Genomic DNA, 16,910 nt, shown 5'->3' on the forward strand with positions numbered 1-16,910 from the left:
GATGAGACGCCCTCCTACAATCGGAGGACCCCTGGCCGCAAGCGGCCGGGTTAGCCTCATCGGGTGAGCCGTATCGGTGCCCTCGAGCTGCGCGACGCCGTCCTCGACGACGGCTCGTTTCGCAGCTGGGACGTCTCGCCGCTGCCGATCGCGACCACCGACTCGTATCGTCGCGAGCTGGCCGCCGCCACCGCCAAAACCGGCCTCGACGAGTCGGTCGTTACCGGCGAGGGCAGGGTGCACGGGCGGCGGGTCGCGGTGGTGTTGTGCGAGTTCGACTTCCTGGCCGGTTCCATCGGCGTGGCCGCGGCCGAACGGATCACCGTCGCGGTGGCGCGGGCGACGGCCGAGCGGTTGCCGCTGCTGGCCTCGCCGAGTTCGGGCGGCACCCGCATGCAGGAGGGCACCGTCGCGTTCCTGCAGATGGTCAAGATCGCGGCGGCCGTCGAGCTGCACAAAAAGGCGCACCTGCCGTACCTGGTGTATCTGCGCCATCCGACGACCGGCGGCGTGTTCGCGTCGTGGGGGTCGCTGGGGCACGTCACCGCCTCCGAACCCGAGGCGCTCGTCGGCTTCCTCGGCCCCCGCGTCTACGAGCACCTCTACGGTGAGCCGTTTCCGCCGGGCATCCAGACAGCGGAGAACCTGCAGCGCCACGGCGTCATCGACGGCGTGGTCCCGCTGGACGCGGTGCGCTCGACGCTGGACCGCACGCTGCGCGTCGTCGCCGACACCCCTGGGGCGCCGCCGCCGGCGCCCGAACCCGAACCGCTGCCCGACGTGCCCGCGTGGGAGTCGGTCGAAGCCTCACGGCGGCCCGACCGTCCCGGCGTCGGCTTTCTCCTGCGGCACGGAACGACCGACCGGGTGCTGCTGTCGGGCACCGGACAGGGTGAGGCGGCGACGACGCTGCTGGCGCTGGCCAGATTCGGCGGTCAACCCGCCGTCGTGCTCGGTCAGCAGCGCGTGGTGGGCGGCATGGTCGGACCGGCCGCGCTACGGGAAGCGCGCCGCGGCATGGCGTTGGCGGCCGGCCTGAAGCTGCCGCTGGTGCTGGTCATCGACACGGCCGGGCCCGCGCTCACCGTCGAAGCCGAACAAGGCGGGCTGGCGAGCGAAATCGCAAGGTGTCTCACCGAACTCGTCACGCTGGACACCCCGACGGTGTCGGTGCTGCTGGGTCAGGGCAGCGGCGGGCCGGCACTGGCGATGGTGCCCGCCGACCGGGTCCTGGCCGCGCTGCACGGCTGGTTGGCGCCGCTGCCCCCCGAAGGGGCCAGCGCCATCGTGTACCGCGATATCGATCACGCGGCGGAACTTGCTGGGGCACAAGGTATCCGGTCGGTGGACCTGCAGCGCCACGGTGTCGTCGACGCGATCGTGCCGGAGCGCCCTGATGCGGCCGACGAGCCGATGGAGTTCACCCAACGGCTGTCGGCGACCATCGCCAACGAACTGCACGCGCTGCGGTCGATCCCCGACGGTCAGCGGCTGTCGGCGCGGTTGGCGCGGTATCGCCGCATCGGCTTGTAGCGGGTGCGACACCGAAAGGTGGCATGCTGGGGTTGTGGAATCCCTGCTTCATTTCGCGGGAAACTTCTGGTGGCTGATCTTTCCGCTCGGCGGCGCGATCGGCGGCGGCGTGCGGGCGGTCGCGGCGGCCAATGAGCGTCGCGCACAACGGCGACTCGAGCGTTACCGCATCAAGCAACAGACGAAGGTTGCCCTCGCCGAGGCGTCGGGCCGGTCGCGGGAGAACGAAGCGGCCAACCGGCGCGAAATGGCCAAGGTGATGCAGCGCCACGACGGCACCGACGCGCGCTGGCTGGACTACGAGATCGACGTCGCCAAGCTGTTGGACTTTCCGCTGATGACCGATATGCGCGATCCGTTGACCATCGCGTTTCACAAGGCCCGCAGCCACGCCGACCTGCTGCGCCCCGACGCCGTCGACGACATCCTCGGGGACCGCGGCGCCCAGCTCGACTACCGCGACGCCGTCCACGAATACGTCACGGCGTTCGACGTGGCCGAAGCCGAGGCGATACGCAGGCGGCGCAGCGACTTCTCCGCAGAGGACCGCGACCGCCTGGACCGCGCGCAGCACCTGCTACGGCTGGCCTCCGACGGCGGGGCCACCCACGAGGAACGCAAGAGCGCCTATGCCAGGGCGCAAAAAGAACTCGACGGGCTCATCGTGCTGCCCGCGGCGACCAGGGCCAGCATCGAACGCAAGATCGCCGGCGAGATCGAGGCTTAGCCGCCCAGCTCGGACACTGCGGCGTCGAGAATCGTGGCCTGCTCGGTCAACTCACGCTCAGAGGGGTCTGCGCCGATGCGGGCCACCAGATCCTCGCGAGACACCACTTCGAGGGCACCGCGGTACTTCTCGGACGCCAACTGTCCTGCGCCGATGACCTCGGCGCGGCCCTCCACCAGCACCAGGATGACGTGATCGCCGTCGGCCTGCAGCAGCCGGCGCACATCGTCGGTCGAAATCGTCATGCTTCAGCTATACCCGTTCCCGCGTGAAGTTCGGCCAAGGTTCCCATGGTGCGCCGATACTGCGTACAGATCGCGATTCAGACGAATCTCACGCCCTCACCGCAGTGTGGGCGGCAAGATCGCCAACATGCCCGCGATCACCCCGTTTTCCATCGCCGTTGCTGACTCCGACCTCGACGACCTGCGCGAGCGGTTGACCCGCACCCGGTGGCCCGAGGCCGAATGCGTCGACGACTGGAGCCAAGGCATCCCGTTGGCCTACACGCGTGAGTTGGCCGACTACTGGGCCAACACCTACGACTGGCGCGCCCGCGAAGCCGCACTCAACCGATTCGACCACTTCACCACCGAAATCGACGGGCTCGACATCCATTTCATCCACCAGAAATCCGGCCGCAAGGATGCGTTTCCGTTGCTGATCACCCACGGCTGGCCCGGGTCGGTGGTCGAGTTCCACAAGGTGATCGAACCGCTCAACGAGCGCGGCTTCGACGTGGTGTGCCCGTCGCTGCCCGGGTACGGCTTTTCCGGTAAACCGAACCAAACCGGTTGGGGTATCGAGAAGATCGCGACGGCGTGGGACACGCTGATGGGCCGGCTGGGCTATCAGCGCTACGGCGCCCAGGGCGGCGACTGGGGTTCGGCGGTGACCACCCAGATCGGCCGCAACGGCGACAGCAGCCGATGCGTGGCCATCCACACGAACATGCCGCTGGGCTTCCCCCCTGGCAAATTGGACAATCCGACCGAGGAGGAGAAGCAGGCCCTCGAGCGCGCGGACTACTACCAGAAGTGGGATTCGGGCTACTCCAAACAGCAGGCGACGCGGCCCCAGACCCTGGGCTACGGGCTGGTCGACTCGCCGGTGGGGCAGCTGGCGTGGATCGTCGAGAAGTTCTGGTCGTGGATGGACTGCGACGGCCACCCCGAGAACGTGTTGAGCCGCGATGAGCTGCTCGACAACGTGATGCTGTACTGGCTCACCGCCTCGGGCGCGTCCTCGGGGCGGCTGTACTGGGAGAGCTTTCACGCGTTCGGCGGGTTCGACCGCGTCGAATTGCCCACTGGTGTCGCGGCTTTCCCCAAGGAGATCCTCAAGGCGCCGCGCAGCTGGTGCGAAGCCGGATACAACATCACGCACTGGACGACGATGCCGCGCGGCGGGCATTTCGCCGCGTTCGAGCAGCCGGAGTTGTTCGTCGAGGACGTCAGCACGTTCTTCGGCGGTTTCTCTGGTTGAACGCCCCAGGCTTAGGCCAGCGACTGCACCCACGCGCGGTGCAGCGCGGCGTAGTGGCCGTCGTCGCGGGTGATCAGGTCTGCCGGCGCGCCGTCCTCGACGATGCGGCCGTGTTCGAGCACCAGCACCCGGTCGGCGATCTGCACGGTGGAAAGCCGGTGCGCGATCACCAGCGCCGTGCGGTCGGCCAGTACCGTCTCCAGCGCCCGCTGCACCAACCGCTCGCTGGGGATGTCCAGCGACGACGTCGCCTCGTCGAGGATCAGCACCGCGGGGTCGGCCAGAAACGCCCGCGCGAACGCGACCAGTTGGCGCTGACCCGCCGACAGCCTGCCGCCGCGTTTGGCGACGTCGGTGTCGTAGCCGTCGGGCAGGGCATCGATGAACCCGTCCACGCCCACCGCCGCGGCCGCGGCCGCCACCTCGGCGTCGCTGGCGTCGGGCCTGCCGAACCGGATGTTGTCGGCGATGGTGCCGTCGAACATGAAGTTCTCCTGGGTGACCATCACCACGTGGCGGCGCAGCTGCGACTGTGAAACGTCGCGCAGGTCAACACCATCGAGGGTGATCGACCCCGACGTCGGGTCGTAGAAGCGGGCGATCAGCTTGGCGATCGTCGTCTTGCCCGCTCCGGTGGTGCCGACCAGCGCCACGGTCTGGCCGGCAGGCACTTCCAGGGTCAGATCGGGCAGCACCGGCCGGCCCGGCACATACTCGAATCGCACGTCGTTGAAGGCGATTTCGCCGCGGACGCGGTCCACCGCGACAGGGCGTGCTGGGTCTTTGATGCCGGGCCGTTGGGCCAGTACACCGGCCAGTTTCTCCAGCGCGGAGGCAGCGGACTGGAAGGTGTTGAAGAACTGGCTGATCTCCTGCATGGGCTCGAAGAACATCCGCAGATACAGCAGGAACGCGGTCAGTGTGCCGATCGTCATCTGATCGTTGAGCACCCGGTAGCCGCCGTAGAGCAGCACCACGCCGGTGGTGATGTTGCCGACCAGTTTGACCCCGGGCATGAAGACCGCCAGCAGCCGGAACGTCTTCTCGTTGTCGTCCTTGTAGCGATCGGCGAGGTCTTCGAAGATCTGCTGGTTGCGCGGCTCACGACGGTAGGCCTGCACGGCCTTGATCCCCGTCATGGTCTCGACGAACTGCACGATGACCAACGCGGCGCTCTCGCGGACCTTGCGGTAGGTGTGCGCCGACTCCTCGCGGAACCACCACACCAGCCCGACCAGCACGGGGAACGCGCCCAGACACATCAGGCCCAGCCGCCAGTCCAGTGTCACCAGCAGGATCGCGGTGCCGAACAGGGTGAGCACGGCGGTGACCAAGCTGTCGAAGCCGGTTTCCAACATGTCCTGAATGGCTTCGACGTCGTTGGTGGAGCGGCTGACCACCCGCCCCGAGGTGTAGCGGTCGTGGAAGGCGATGTCGAGGCGCTGGAAGTGGCGAAACACCCTGCGCCGGAGTTCCAGCAGCACCTTCTGCCCGATGCGTCCCGAGCGGCGCAGGAAGAACATCCGGCTGATGGCCTGGATCAGCACCACCCCGCCCAGCGTCGCGACGATCATCAACAGCGTGTGGGCGGTACCACCCTCGACGATCGGCGGGATACCGTGATCGATGCCGCGTTGCACCAGAAGCGGAACCGAAAGGCGCGCAGCGTTTTCCACCACGACCACCAGCGCGAGTAGCGCCACCGTCAGGCGGTAGGGCCGCAGCAGGTTCCACAGCAGCAGCCGTGCCTCACGCCGACGCGGCACGCTCTCGTCGATCGGCAGGTCATCGGGCTGCTCTTCGTCGAATTTGCCCCGCCATTCGGGTTCGGTTCGCGTTGTGACGGTAGTCATCGGCCCTCGGACTCCGTGGCGACGAAGCGTTGCGTGACGCGGTCGCGGTCCAGCGCCTCCTGCTCCTCGTAGGCCAGGTTCAGCCGGCTGCGCTGCTTGTCGTCCTCCCACGCGCATGCGCGTTCGGCGCCGTCATCGAGTTCGTCATCGGCCGCCAGCAGATAGCGGTACTGCGGCACGGTGGCCAGCAGTCGAGCGTGGGTGCCGATGTGGGTGATGGTGCCCTTCTCCAGCAACCCGACCTTGTCGGCGAGCATCACCGTCGACGCGCGGTGCGCGACGACGATGGCGGTCACGTTGTGCAGGACCCGGCGCAGCGCCTCTTCGACGACGGCCTCGGTGTGCACGTCCAGGGCCGAGAGGGTGTCGTCGAGCACGAGGATCTTGGGTTTGGCCAGGATCGCGCGGGCCAGCGAAAGCCGTTGGCGCTGTCCACCCGACAGGCTCATGCCCTGCTCGCCGATGCGGGTGTCCAGCCCGAACGGCAGGTCGTAGACGAAGTCCGCGGCGGCGATCTCGACGGCCTCGTTGAGTTCCTCATCGGTCGCCTGCGGCCGGCCGAGGCGCAGGTTCTCGGCCACCGACATCGAGAACAGCGTCGGATCCTCGAACGCGGTGGCCACCGTCTGGCGCAGCGCCGACAGCGAGAACTCGCGGATGTCTCGGCCGTCGATGCGGATCTGGCCCTCGGTGACGTCGTAGAGCCGCGACAGCAGCGCGGTCAGCACCGACTTGCCCGAGCCGGTGGAGCCGACCAGCGCCATCGTCTCCCCCGGCTCGACGACGGCGTTGACGTCGCGAAGCGCCCACTCATCCGAGGCCGGAAAGCGGAAGCCCACGTCGATCAGCTCGAGGCGACCGCCGCGGGGCGGCTCGTCGTGCGGGCCGTCGACGATTTTCTTTGGCGCGTCGAAGATCTCGGCGATCCGGTTGGCTGCGGTGAACGCCTCCTGCGTCATCGACAGCAGAAAGCCCAGCGACGCGATCGGCCACACCAGCGACAGCATCATCGTGATGAACGCGACCAGCGTGCCCATCGTGACGTGGCCGTTGCCTGCGGCGTAGGCGCCGAAGCCGAGCACCACGATCAACGTCAGGTTCGGGATGATCTCGAGCAGAGTCCAGAACTTCGCCGAGACCACCACCCGGTTGACCTGGGTGTCGTAGAGGTTGGTGAGCTGCTCGTCGAACCGGTCGTAGACGTAGTCCTCGCGACCGAACGACTTCACCACCCGCAGCCCGAGCGCGGACTCCTCGACATGCGTTGCGACGTGCCCGGACTGGTCTTGGGCCAGCCGGGACAACCGGGTGTATTCGCGCTGGAAGTGCAACACGGTGCCGGCGATCGGCACGATCGACACCACCACAACCACTCCCAGCGGCCAGTACATCGCCAGCAGGATCGCGGTGATCACGGTGATCTGCAGCATGTTGAGCAGCAAGAACAGCATGCCGAACGACATGAAACGGCGAATTGTGCCGAGGTCGTTCATGATTCGCGACAGCAGCTGTCCGGACTGCCAGTTGCCGTGGAAGCTCATCGGCAGGATCTGCAGCCGGGCGTAGAGATCCTTGCGGATGTCGGCCTCCACACCCATCGTGGCGCGGGCGGCCAGCCAGCGGCGGATGAACCACAGCACCGCCTCGCAGATGCCGATGCCCATCGCCGCGCTGCCCAGCAGCCACAGCCCCTGCTGGTCCTGCTCGCGCACGGGCCCGTCGATGACGGCCTTGGTCATCAGCGGGATCGCGATGGTGGCCCCGAGGCTGACGATGGCGACCGTGACCATCGCGATCCAGCGCACCCGGTAGGGCAGCAGGTACGGCAGCAGCCGCCACAGGTCCGAGCTGGTACGTCGGCGCTTGGGTGGCGGGGCGATGGCCGGCGCGGAGCGCAGGGTTACGGAGTCAACCACTTAGTCAATCTTCCCACGGCGAGCAATCCGATAACCGCCTCCGCGAGATGCACGTTAACGAGACAAAGTGCGAGTAGGCCCCTCGCTAACGTACGTTTCGCGGTCATGCGGCGGGCCTGTCGCGGGCGGCCTGGTCACCGAACTGGGTCTCGTACAACTCGGCGTAGCGCCCGTCGCGGGCCAGCAGTTGCTCGTGGGTGCCCCGCTCCACGATGCGGCCGTCCTCGACGACGAGGATCATGTCGGCCGCGCGCACCGTGGACAGCCGGTGGGCGATCACGATCGATGTCCGCCCCTCCAGCGCCTCGTTGAGCGCTTGCTGCACGGCCGCCTCCGATGACGAATCCAGCGATGCGGTGGCCTCGTCGAGCACCACCACCCGCGACGTGCCCAGCAGCAGACGCGCGATGGTGAGCCGCTGCCGCTGCCCGCCCGAGAGCCGGTAGCCGCGCTCGCCCACCACGGTGTCGAGCCCGTCGGGCATCGCGGCGACGACGTCGGCCAGCCGGGCGCGTTCCAGCGCCTCCCACAACTGCTCGTCGGTGGCGTTGGGTGCGGCGAGCCGCAGGTTGGACCGGATCGACTCGTGGAACAGGTGCCCGTCCTGGGTGACCACCCCGACGGTGTCCTTCAACGACGCGAACGTCACGTCGCGCACATCGACACCGTTCAATCTGATCGAGCCGGTTCCGACGTCATAGAGTCGCGCGATCAGCGATGCGATCGTCGACTTGCCCGCACCCGAGGAGCCCACCAGCGCCACCACCTTGCCCGGTTGCGCGGTGAACGAAATCCCGTGCAGCACTTCCTCGCCGCCGCGCGAGTCCAGCACCGCAACCTCCTCCAGCGAGGCCAGCGACACCTTGTCGGCTGAGGGGTAGGAGAACCGTACGTCACGAAACTCCACGGCGACCGGGCCGTCGGGGACGTCGACGGCGTCGTCGCGCTCGCGGATCAGCGGGACCAGGTCGAGGACCTCGAAGACCCGCTCGAAGGACACCAGCGCGCTGGCGATCTCGACGTGCGCGTTGGCCAGCGCGGTCAGCGGCGCGTACAGCCGGGTCAACAGCAGCGCCAGCGCCACGATCGCGCCGGCCTGCAGATGCCCGCCGATCGCCAGCCAGCCGCCCAGCCCGTACACCAGTGCGAGCGCCAGCGCCGACATCAGCGTCAGCGAGTTCATGAAAACCGACTGCAGCATCGAGGTTTTCACCCCGATGTCGCGCACCCGCCCGGCCCGCACGGCGAACTCGTGCGATTCGGTCGCCGGGCTACCGAACAACTTCACCAACGTGGCCCCGGGTGCGGAAAACCGTTCTGTCATCTGAGTATTCATCGTCGCGTTGTGGATGGTCGTTTCACGCGACAGCTCAGCCATCTTCGCGCCGATACGCCGTGCGGGCACGATGAACAGCGGGGTGAGCAACAGCGACAGCACGGTGACCTGCCACGAGATCGTCAGCATCACGGCCAGCGTCAACGTCAACGTCACGACGTTGGACACCACGCCGGACAGCGTGTCGGAGAACGCCCGCTGCGCACCGATCACGTCGTTGCCCAACCGGCTGACCAGGGCGCCGGTGCGGGTGCGGGTGAAGAACGCGACCGGCATCTTCTGCACGTGGTCGAACACCGCGGTGCGCAGATCGAAGATCAGCCCCTCCCCGATGTTCGACGACAGCCACCGCGTCATCAGCGTCACCGCCGCCTCGGCCACGGCGACCAGGGCGATCACGGCCGCGAGCAGCACCACGAGGCGCGGGGCGCCACCGTCGACGATCGCGTCGATGACCTTGCCGGCCAGCAGGGGCGTCGCCACGGTGAGCAACGCGCTGACGACGCTGACCGCGACGAACGCCCACAGTTTGCGGTGATGCCGCGCCGCGAACCGCCAGATGCGGCTCAGCAGGGCCCGGTTCGCCAGCGAGCGCAGGTCGCCGCCGCGGGCACGCGTCTGCCGGTACAGCGTTTGCCGGGCGACCGTTTCGATACTCATGAATTCACCGTAGAACCTCAACAAAAGATGAGGTCAATTGTTCCGGTGTGCCGCGCGGCGGCCATTGATCACGCCGGGCCATGTCCGCAGGTTCCCGCGGTTCGCTGGTGGTTTCAGGCAAGATTGTGGATATGGACAGTGCTGCTGCATCGCCCCGGGTGCTCGTAGTCGACGACGACCCCGACGTGCTGGCCTCGCTCGAGCGCGGCTTGCGGCTGTCCGGGTTCGACGTGGCCACCGCGGTCGACGGCGCCGAAGCGCTTCGCAGCGCGACCGAAACCCGGCCCGACGCGATCGTCCTGGATATCAACATGCCGGTGCTCGACGGCGTCAGCGTGGTCACCGCGCTGCGCGCGATGGACAACGACGTGCCGGTCTGCGTGCTCTCGGCGCGCAGTTCGGTCGACGACCGCGTCGCCGGTCTGGAGGCCGGCGCCGACGACTACCTGGTCAAACCGTTCGTGCTGCAGGAACTGGTCGCGCGGGTCAAGGCGCTGCTGCGCCGGCGCGGCTCGACCGCGACGTTCTCGTCGGAAACCATCCAGGTCGGCCCGCTGGAGGTCGACATTCCGGGCCGCCGCGCCCGCGTCAACGGCGTCGACGTCGACCTGACCAAACGTGAATTCGACCTGCTGGCCGTGCTGGCCGAGCACAAGACCGCGGTGCTGTCGCGGGCGCAGCTGCTCGAGCTGGTGTGGGGCTACGACTTCGCCGCCGACACCAACGTCGTCGACGTGTTCATCGGTTACCTGCGCCGCAAGCTGGAGGCCGGCGGCGCACCTCGGCTTCTGCATACCGTGCGCGGCGTGGGGTTTGTGCTGCGGACGCAGTGAGATGAGCGTGCTGTCGCGGATTTTCCGCCGTACCCCTTCGTTGCGCCAGCGGGTGGCGTTCACCAGCGCGATCGCGGGTGCCATCGTCGTCGTCATCGCCGGGACGGTGGTGTGGTTCGGCATCACCGACGCCTGGAACGAGCGGCTGGACCGCCGCCTGGATGAGGCCGCCGGGTTCGTGATCCCGCTGCTTCCGCAGGGCCTCGAAGAAATCCCCAAGTCGCCGAACAACCAGGACGTCGTCATCACGGTGCGCCGCGGCAACCAGGTGGCGTCCAATTCCGACGTGGTGCTGCCGGAGCTGGAGTCCGGTTACGCCGACACCCACGTCGACGGGGAGCGCTACCGGGTCCGCACGGTCGACATCCCCTACTTCCCTGGCCCGATGTCGGTGGCCGTCGGCGCCACCTACGACGCGACCATCGCCGATATCAACAACCTGCACCGCCGGGTGATCATCATCTGCACGCTGGCGATCGGGGCGGCGACGCTCGGCGGGTGGGTGTTGGCCGCGTTCGCGGTGCGCCCGTTCAAACGGTTGGCGCAGCAGACCCAGGCCATCGACGCCGGTGACGCCGATCCCGACATCGACGTACGCGGCGCCACCGAGGCCGTCGAGATCGCCGACGCCATGAAGGGCATGCTGCAGCGCATCTGGAACGAGCAAGACCGGACCAAGGCCGCACTGACGTCGGCGCGTGATTTCGCGTCGGTGTCCGCGCATGAACTGCGCACCCCGCTCACGGCGATGCGCACCAACCTCGAGGTGCTCGCCACGCTGGATCTGGCCGAGGAGCAACGCAAAGAGGTCGTCAACGACGTGATCCGCACGCAGTCGCGCATCGAGGCCACCCTCGCCGCACTGGAGCGGTTGGCCCAAGGCGAGCTGTCCACCGCCGACGACCACGTGCCCGTCGACATCACCGAACTGCTCGACCGCGCCGCCCACGATGCGATGCGGGTGTTCCCCGACCTCGACGTGTCGTTGGTGCCCGCGCCGACGGTGATCATCATCGGTCTGCCCGCCGGGTTACGGCTTGCGGTGGACAACGCGATCGCCAACGCCGTCAAACACGGCGGCGCGACACGGGTTCAGCTGTCGGCGGTCAGCTCGCGCGCCGGGGTCGAGATCGCCATCGACGACGACGGCGTCGGCATTCCCGACGAAGAGCGCAAGGTCGTGTTCGACCGGTTCACCCGCGGGTCGACGGCATCGCACTCCGGTTCCGGGCTGGGCCTCGCGTTGGTCGCCCAGCAGGCCGAATTGCACGGTGGCACAGCGACTTTGATGGACAGCCCGCTCGGCGGCGTCCGCCTGCTGATGCAGCTACCTGGCGTGCGCGAGTAGCTTGGCGCGTTCTGGCGCGAACGTTCCTTACCACTCGAAATTTCGACGGATCTTCGAGCGGTAAGGAACGTTCGGCGGAAATTACCGGGTGGCCAGCAAGTCGATGACGAAGATCAACGTCTTGCCGGACAGACGATGCCCACCGCCGGCCGGACCGTAGGCCTGCTCGGGCGGGATCACCAGCTGGCGCCGGCCGCCGACCTTCATGCCGGGGATGCCGTCCTGCCAACCCTGGATCAGCCCGCGCAGCGGAAACTCGATCGACTCGCCGCGGTTCCACGAGCTGTCGAACTCCTCGCCCGTGTCGTACTCGACGCCGACATAGTGCACTTCGACGGTGGCGCCGGGCACCGCTTCGGCGCCGTCGCCGACGACCAGGTCGGTGATGGCCAGCTCGGCGGGCGGAGGTCCGTCGGGAAATTCGATCTCGGGCTTCTGCCCTGAAGTTGCGCTCACCGGTTTCACGGTAGTCGGGCAGACTGGGTCAATGGCTACCGACCAAGACATTCTCGCTCAGGTCAACAAGCTGGTCGCCGAAGAGCAAGAGCTGCGCGCCAAGGTGCAACAGCACGAGATCGACGAGTCCGAAGAGCACCGCAGGCTGCGCGCCGTGGAGGTCGCGCTCGACCAGTGTTGGGATCTGCTGCGGCAGCGGCGGGCGTTGCGCGACGCGGGTGGCGATCCCCGCGAGGCCGAGGTGCGCCCGCCCGATGAGGTCGAGGGCTACCTCAGCTAGCTGTGACCTCACACGTCGGCGCCGCTCCGGCGGCGACATACGACACCGGAGCCGCTCCGGCGGCGACATACGACGCCGTCATCGTCGGAGGCGGGCACAACGGCCTGGTCGCGGCGGCTTATCTGGCGCGAGCCGGCCGACGGGTGCAGGTGCTCGAACGCCTCGACCACGTCGGCGGCGCTGCGGTGTCCGCGCATGCCTTCGACGGCGTCGACGCGCGCCTGTCGCGCTACTCGTATCTGGTGAGCCTGCTGCCCCGCCGCATCGTCGAGGACCTCGACGCCCGGGTGCGGTTGGCGCGTCGGCAATATTCGTCCTACACCCCCGACCCGGCCACCGGCGGGCGCACGGGCCTGCTGATCGGGCCGACATCGACGTTTGACGCCGTCGGCGCGTTGTCCGACGAGGCGGGCTTCGCGCAGTTCTACCGCCGCTGCGGTGCCGTCACGTCACGGTTGTGGCCGACGCTGCTGCAGCCGCTGACCACGCGGCGCTCGGCGCGCCAGATCGTCGGCGACGACGCAGCCTGGCAGATGATGGTCGACGACCCGATCGGGCATGCGATCAGCGACGCGGTGTCGTCTGACCTGGTGCGCGGCGTGATCGCCACCGATGCGTTGATCGGCACGTTCGCGCGCACCGACGACCCGTCGTTGACGCAGAACGTCTGCTTTCTGTACCACCTGTTCGGTGACTGGGATGTGCCGATCGGCGGGATGGGCGCGGTCAGCGGTGCGCTGGCCGCTGCCGCCGCCAGCCACGGTGCCGAAATTATCTGCGGCGCAGAGGTTTACGGTATCGATCCGGAGGGGGAGGTGCGGTACCGGCGCGGCGGCGACGAGCATCGGGTGCACGGTCGCCATGTGCTGGCCAACGTGACGCCTGCGGTGTTGGCGCGGCTGCTGGGCGATCCCGAGCCCGAGGTGACACCCGGCTCGCAGGTGAAGGTCAACCTGATGTTGCGCCGACTGCCCCGCCTGCGCGACGACAGCGTCAGCCCGGAGCAGGCGTTCGGCGGCACGTTTCACATCAACGAGACCTACAGCCAGTTGGACCGCGCCTATGCGCAGGCAGACCACGGCGTGGTGCCGGATCCGTTGCCGTGTGAGATCTACTGTCACTCGCTGACCGACCCGACGATTCTGTCCGACGAGTTGCGGGCCTCCGGTGCACACACTTTGACGGTATTCGGACTGCACACACCACATCAGCTGGTGACCTCGGGTGAGACCGACCGGATGCGCGATGCGTTGACCTCGGCGGCGCTGAAGTCGTTGAATTCCGTTCTGGCCGAGCCTATTCAAGATGTGTTGATGGAGGACTCCGCAGGCCGGTTGTGCATCGAAACCAAGACCACCGTCGACTTGGAGCGTTCGCTGGGCATGACGGCGGGCCACATCTTCCACGGCGCGCTGTCGTGGCCGTTCGCCGAGGACGACGAACCGCTGGACACCCCGGCGCGACGATGGGGCGTGGCGACGGCGTACGAACGAATTCTGTTGTGCGGTTCGGGGTCTCGTCGCGGCGGTGCGGTCTCGGGAATCGGTGGCCACAACGCGGCGATGGCGGTGCTGCAGAGCCTCTCGGCGCCAGCCGGGTGAGGACACGGATCCTGCTGAACGGCAACCCGCACCAGGCGGCCATGGTCTGCCAGACCTCGTCGGCCAACGGCCTACTCATGGGCACCGACCAGCGGAGCGAGGTTCTCGGCTGAGCGCAACGCCCGCCCTGACGTCGAGTAGATGCCGAGCCCTACGATCACCACACCGAGCGCCGCGCAGATCAGCCACAGCGGTCGGGCGGCGACGGCGAAGTCCGCGTCCGTCGGCGCCAGCGCTGCGCCGGCGACCGAACCGCACAGCGCCACACCGATACTCACGCCCACCTGCCGGCTCGTCGTCGCGATCGCCGACGCCGCGCCCGCGCGGTCGATCGGCATGCCGCTGACCGCCGCGTTGGTGATCGGCGCGTTCACCATCGAGAACCCGATACCGAACACCGTGAAGACGATGAGCAGCTGCCAGACCGGCGTCGTCGCGCTGAGCCCGGCCAGCATCAGCGTCGCCACGGTGATCAGCCCGCCCGACACCAGCAGCGACGGCCGGCTTCCGAACCGACCCACCCACCGGCCCGACAGCGGTGAAAACACCAGGGCGCCAACGGCGATCGGTAGATAGGTCAACCCGGTGTCCATGGCGGAGAAGCCGCGTTCGTCTTGCAGGTAGATCGACATCATGAACAGGAACGCGCCCCAGGCGGCGAATGAGCAGACCGCGATCACGGTGGCAGACGCGAGCGGGATACTGCGGAAGAAGCGCAGGTCGATGAAGGGGTCGCGGTGGCGCGACTCGTGGACGACGAACAGCACGAGGGCCGATGCCGCGAGCACCAGGATCGCGATCGTGCGCGGATCGGTCCAGCCCATGATCGGGCCTTCGATGAGGACGTAGACGACGCCGAACAGAAAGGCCATGCCCAGCCCCTGCCCGATCGGATCGAACGCGCGCCGTGTCGCCGCCTTCGATTCGGGCACGAACAGTGCCGTCAGCGCGATGGCGAGCGCACAGATCGGCAGGTTGATCCAGAACACCGAACGCCAGCTGACGTACTCGATCAGCGCGCCACCGACGATCGGGCCCAGCGCCATCGAGATGCCGACGACACCGCCCCAGATGCCGATCGCGCGGGCTCGTTCGACGCGGCCGGTGAAGACCTGCGTGATGATCGACATCGCTACCGGGTTCAACATCGAACCGCCGATGGCCTGCAGTAGGCGCGCGGCGATCAGCGTCTCCATGTTCGGGGCGATGCTGCACAACAGCGACGCCGTCGCGAAGATGGTCAGGCCGAGCTGAAAGGTGCGTCGGCGGCCGAACCGGTCGGCCGCGGCGCCGGCGAGCAGCAGCAGCGACGCCAACACCAGCGTGTAGATGTCGATGACCCACTGCAGCTGCGACGCGGAGGCGTCAAGGTCGGCGCGGATGCTGGGGATGGCGACGTTGACGATCGTCGCATCCATCGACACGATCAGCAGGCTCAGGCAGCAGGTCACCAGGATGATGGCCTTGCGCCGCGCGCTCATCTCATCCGAGCGCACAGCTACGTACGCCTATCACGGCGATCTGCGTACCGCAGTGCGCGCTCGCCGAACGAAGGGGCCGGGTTAGCGGCTGTCGCGGGCGACGTAGTCGCGTTCGGTGTAGCCGGTGTAGATCTGGCGCGGACGGCCGATCTTGCCGCTGCCCTCGTCGTGCATCTCGCGCCAGTGCGCGATCCACCCAGGCAGCCGGCCCAGCGCGAACAGCACCGTGAACATCCGCGTCGGGAAGCCCATCGCGCGGTAGATCACCCCGGTGTAGAAGTCGACGTTCGGGTAGAGCTTGCGCTCGACGAAGAAGTCGTCGGTGAGCGCGACCTCCTCCAGCGACTTGGCGATGTGCAGCAGTTCGTCGTCGCCGCCGATCTTGCCGAGGATCTTGTCGGCCTGCTCCTTGACGATGCGCGCCCGCGGGTCGTAGTTCTTGTACACCCGGTGCCCGAAGCCCATCAGCTTCACGCCGTCTTCGCGGTCCTTGACCTTCTTGACGAAGTCGTGCACGTCCCCGTCCGCCTGGCGGATCTTCTCCAGCATCTCCAGCACGGCCTGGTTCGCGCCGCCGTGCAGCGGGCCCCACAGCGCGTTGATACCGCCGGAGATCGAGGTGAACAGGTTGGCCTGCGAGGAGCCCACCAGCCGCACCGTCGACGTCGAACAGTTCTGCTCATGGTCGGCGTGCAGGATGAACAGCATGTCCAGCGCCCGCACCAGCTCCGGATCGACCTCGTAGGGTTCGGCGGGCAGCCCGAACGTCATCCGCAGGAAGTTCTCGACCAGGCTCATCGAGTTGTCCGGGTACAGGAACGGCTGTCCGACCGACTTCTTGTAGGCATAGGCCGCAATCGTCGGCAGCTTGGCCAGCAGCCGGATCGTCGACAGTTCGACCTGCTCGTCGTCAAACGGGTCCAGAGAATCCTGGTAGTAGGCGCTGAGCGCGTTGACCGCGCTGGACACCACCGGCATCGGGTGCGCGTTGCGCGGGAAGCCGTCGAAGAACCGCTTGAGGTCCTCGTGCAGCAGGGTGTGGCGCTGGATCTGGCCGGTGAACTTGTCGAGCTGCTCGGGGGTGGGCAGTTCCCCGTAGATCAGCAGGTAGCTGACCTCGATGAAGTTCGACTTCTCCGCGAGCTGATCGATCGGGTATCCGCGGTAGCGCAGGATCCCGGCTTCACCGTCGATGTAGGTGATGGCGCTCTTGGTGGACGCGGTGTTGACGAAGCCCTCGTCGAACGTGGTGTAGCCCGTTTTCGCCAGCAGCGAACCCAGCGCGATGCCATCGGCCCCTTCGGTCGCGGAAACGATGTCGAGGTCAATTTCGCCGCCGGGGTAGGAGAGGGCGGCTTGCTTGCCTCCACTACTTGGGTTATCGGCCACGGGGATCCCTTC

At 67.6% G+C, this 16,910-nt stretch carries 14 protein-coding genes; 7 read left to right on the top strand and 7 right to left on the bottom strand.

Annotated features, from left to right (window positions below; translation table 11 throughout):
* Window positions 1-63 precede the first annotated feature (63 nt).
* Together ABQE93_RS12015 and ABQE93_RS12020 are read left to right on the top strand one after the other, a co-directional pair.
* Window positions 64-1,533, top strand: a complete 1,470-nt coding sequence (locus ABQE93_RS12015; RefSeq protein ID WP_448407687.1) for a carboxyl transferase domain-containing protein — start codon at window positions 64-66, stop codon at window positions 1,531-1,533.
* 34 nt (window positions 1,534-1,567) lie between these two features.
* Window positions 1,568-2,260, top strand: a complete 693-nt coding sequence (locus tag ABQE93_RS12020; RefSeq protein ID WP_448407686.1) for a hypothetical protein — start codon at window positions 1,568-1,570, stop codon at window positions 2,258-2,260.
* Here the strand turns inward: ABQE93_RS12020 and ABQE93_RS12025 are convergent.
* A complete protein-coding gene (locus ABQE93_RS12025) occupies window positions 2,257-2,505 on the bottom strand; it encodes a hypothetical protein (RefSeq protein ID WP_448407685.1) in 249 nt (82 codons plus the stop codon). The two genes, ABQE93_RS12020 and ABQE93_RS12025, sit on opposite strands and share 4 nt — an antisense overlap.
* A 127-nt stretch (window positions 2,506-2,632) precedes the next feature.
* Here ABQE93_RS12025 and ABQE93_RS12030 point away from each other — a divergent pair, with 127 nt between their 5' ends.
* Entirely contained in the window at window positions 2,633-3,745 is a 1,113-nt protein-coding gene (locus ABQE93_RS12030; protein WP_448407684.1) for an epoxide hydrolase family protein, read from the top strand.
* 11 nt (window positions 3,746-3,756) lie between these two features.
* Here ABQE93_RS12030 and ABQE93_RS12035 read toward each other — a convergent pair whose 3' ends face one another.
* The 3 genes from ABQE93_RS12035 to ABQE93_RS12045 form a co-directional block, all read right to left on the bottom strand.
* Window positions 3,757-5,598 carry an ABC transporter ATP-binding protein gene (locus ABQE93_RS12035; protein ID WP_448407683.1) on the bottom strand — a complete coding sequence of 614 codons (1,842 nt, stop codon included), beginning with the start codon at window positions 5,596-5,598 and terminating at the stop codon, window positions 3,757-3,759.
* The gene (locus tag ABQE93_RS12040; protein WP_448407681.1) at window positions 5,595-7,514 is read right to left on the bottom strand and encodes an ABC transporter ATP-binding protein; all 1,920 of its coding nucleotides are present in this window, start codon (window positions 7,512-7,514) and stop codon (window positions 5,595-5,597) included. Before ABQE93_RS12040 ends, ABQE93_RS12035 begins: the two co-directional genes overlap by 4 nt.
* A 103-nt stretch (window positions 7,515-7,617) precedes the next feature.
* Entirely contained in the window at window positions 7,618-9,510 is a 1,893-nt protein-coding gene (locus tag ABQE93_RS12045; protein ID WP_448407679.1) for an ABC transporter ATP-binding protein, read from the bottom strand.
* A gap of 131 nt (window positions 9,511-9,641) precedes the next feature.
* Here ABQE93_RS12045 and prrA point away from each other — a divergent pair, with 131 nt between their 5' ends.
* Together prrA and ABQE93_RS12055 are read left to right on the top strand one after the other, a co-directional pair.
* Window positions 9,642-10,343 carry a two-component system response regulator PrrA gene (gene prrA, locus ABQE93_RS12050; protein WP_448393710.1) on the top strand — a complete coding sequence of 234 codons (702 nt, stop codon included), beginning with the start codon at window positions 9,642-9,644 and terminating at the stop codon, window positions 10,341-10,343.
* 1 nt (window position 10,344) lies between these two features.
* Entirely contained in the window at window positions 10,345-11,691 is a 1,347-nt protein-coding gene (locus tag ABQE93_RS12055; RefSeq protein ID WP_448407677.1) for a HAMP domain-containing sensor histidine kinase, read from the top strand.
* Between the two features lie 81 nt (window positions 11,692-11,772).
* On the opposite strand, the gene ABQE93_RS12060 is transcribed toward ABQE93_RS12055, so the two are convergent.
* Complete coding sequence (locus ABQE93_RS12060; protein WP_448438062.1) at window positions 11,773-12,147, bottom strand: FKBP-type peptidyl-prolyl cis-trans isomerase; 375 nt, start codon at window positions 12,145-12,147, stop codon at window positions 11,773-11,775.
* A 31-nt stretch (window positions 12,148-12,178) separates the two neighbouring features.
* Here ABQE93_RS12060 and ABQE93_RS12065 point away from each other — a divergent pair, with 31 nt between their 5' ends.
* Together ABQE93_RS12065 and ABQE93_RS12070 are read left to right on the top strand one after the other, a co-directional pair.
* A complete protein-coding gene (locus ABQE93_RS12065) occupies window positions 12,179-12,427 on the top strand; it encodes a DUF2630 family protein (RefSeq protein ID WP_448407673.1) in 249 nt (82 codons plus the stop codon).
* Window positions 12,428-12,507: 80 nt separating this feature from the next.
* On the top strand, window positions 12,508-14,028 hold the full coding sequence (locus tag ABQE93_RS12070) for a phytoene desaturase family protein (protein ID WP_448408045.1): 1,521 nt from the start codon (window positions 12,508-12,510) through the stop codon (window positions 14,026-14,028).
* A 71-nt stretch (window positions 14,029-14,099) separates the two neighbouring features.
* On the opposite strand, the gene ABQE93_RS12075 is transcribed toward ABQE93_RS12070, so the two are convergent.
* Together ABQE93_RS12075 and ABQE93_RS12080 are read right to left on the bottom strand one after the other, a co-directional pair.
* A complete protein-coding gene (locus tag ABQE93_RS12075; protein ID WP_448408043.1) occupies window positions 14,100-15,509 on the bottom strand; it encodes a DHA2 family efflux MFS transporter permease subunit in 1,410 nt (469 codons plus the stop codon).
* An 81-nt stretch (window positions 15,510-15,590) separates the two neighbouring features.
* On the bottom strand, window positions 15,591-16,898 hold the full coding sequence (locus tag ABQE93_RS12080; protein ID WP_448407672.1) for a citrate synthase: 1,308 nt from the start codon (window positions 16,896-16,898) through the stop codon (window positions 15,591-15,593).
* Window positions 16,899-16,910 lie beyond the last annotated feature (12 nt).

The organism is Mycolicibacterium sp. XJ662 (genome assembly GCF_053484035.1).

Excerpts from the sequence above, each read along its gene's own strand:
- ABQE93_RS12065 (WP_448407673.1), top strand. The coding sequence starts at position 12,179 with ATGGCTACCGACCAAGACATTCTCGCTCAGGTCAACAAGCTGGTCGCC.
- ABQE93_RS12035 (WP_448407683.1), bottom strand. The coding sequence starts at position 5,598 with ATGACTACCGTCACAACGCGAACCGAACCCGAATGGCGGGGCAAATTC.
- ABQE93_RS12045 (WP_448407679.1), bottom strand. The coding sequence starts at position 9,510 with ATGAGTATCGAAACGGTCGCCCGGCAAACGCTGTACCGGCAGACGCGT.
- ABQE93_RS12055 (WP_448407677.1), top strand. The coding sequence starts at position 10,345 with ATGAGCGTGCTGTCGCGGATTTTCCGCCGTACCCCTTCGTTGCGCCAG.
- ABQE93_RS12025 (WP_448407685.1), bottom strand. The coding sequence starts at position 2,505 with ATGACGATTTCGACCGACGATGTGCGCCGGCTGCTGCAGGCCGACGGC.
- ABQE93_RS12030 (WP_448407684.1), top strand. The coding sequence starts at position 2,633 with ATGCCCGCGATCACCCCGTTTTCCATCGCCGTTGCTGACTCCGACCTC.
- ABQE93_RS12075 (WP_448408043.1), bottom strand. The coding sequence starts at position 15,509 with ATGAGCGCGCGGCGCAAGGCCATCATCCTGGTGACCTGCTGCCTGAGC.
- prrA (WP_448393710.1), top strand. The coding sequence starts at position 9,642 with ATGGACAGTGCTGCTGCATCGCCCCGGGTGCTCGTAGTCGACGACGAC.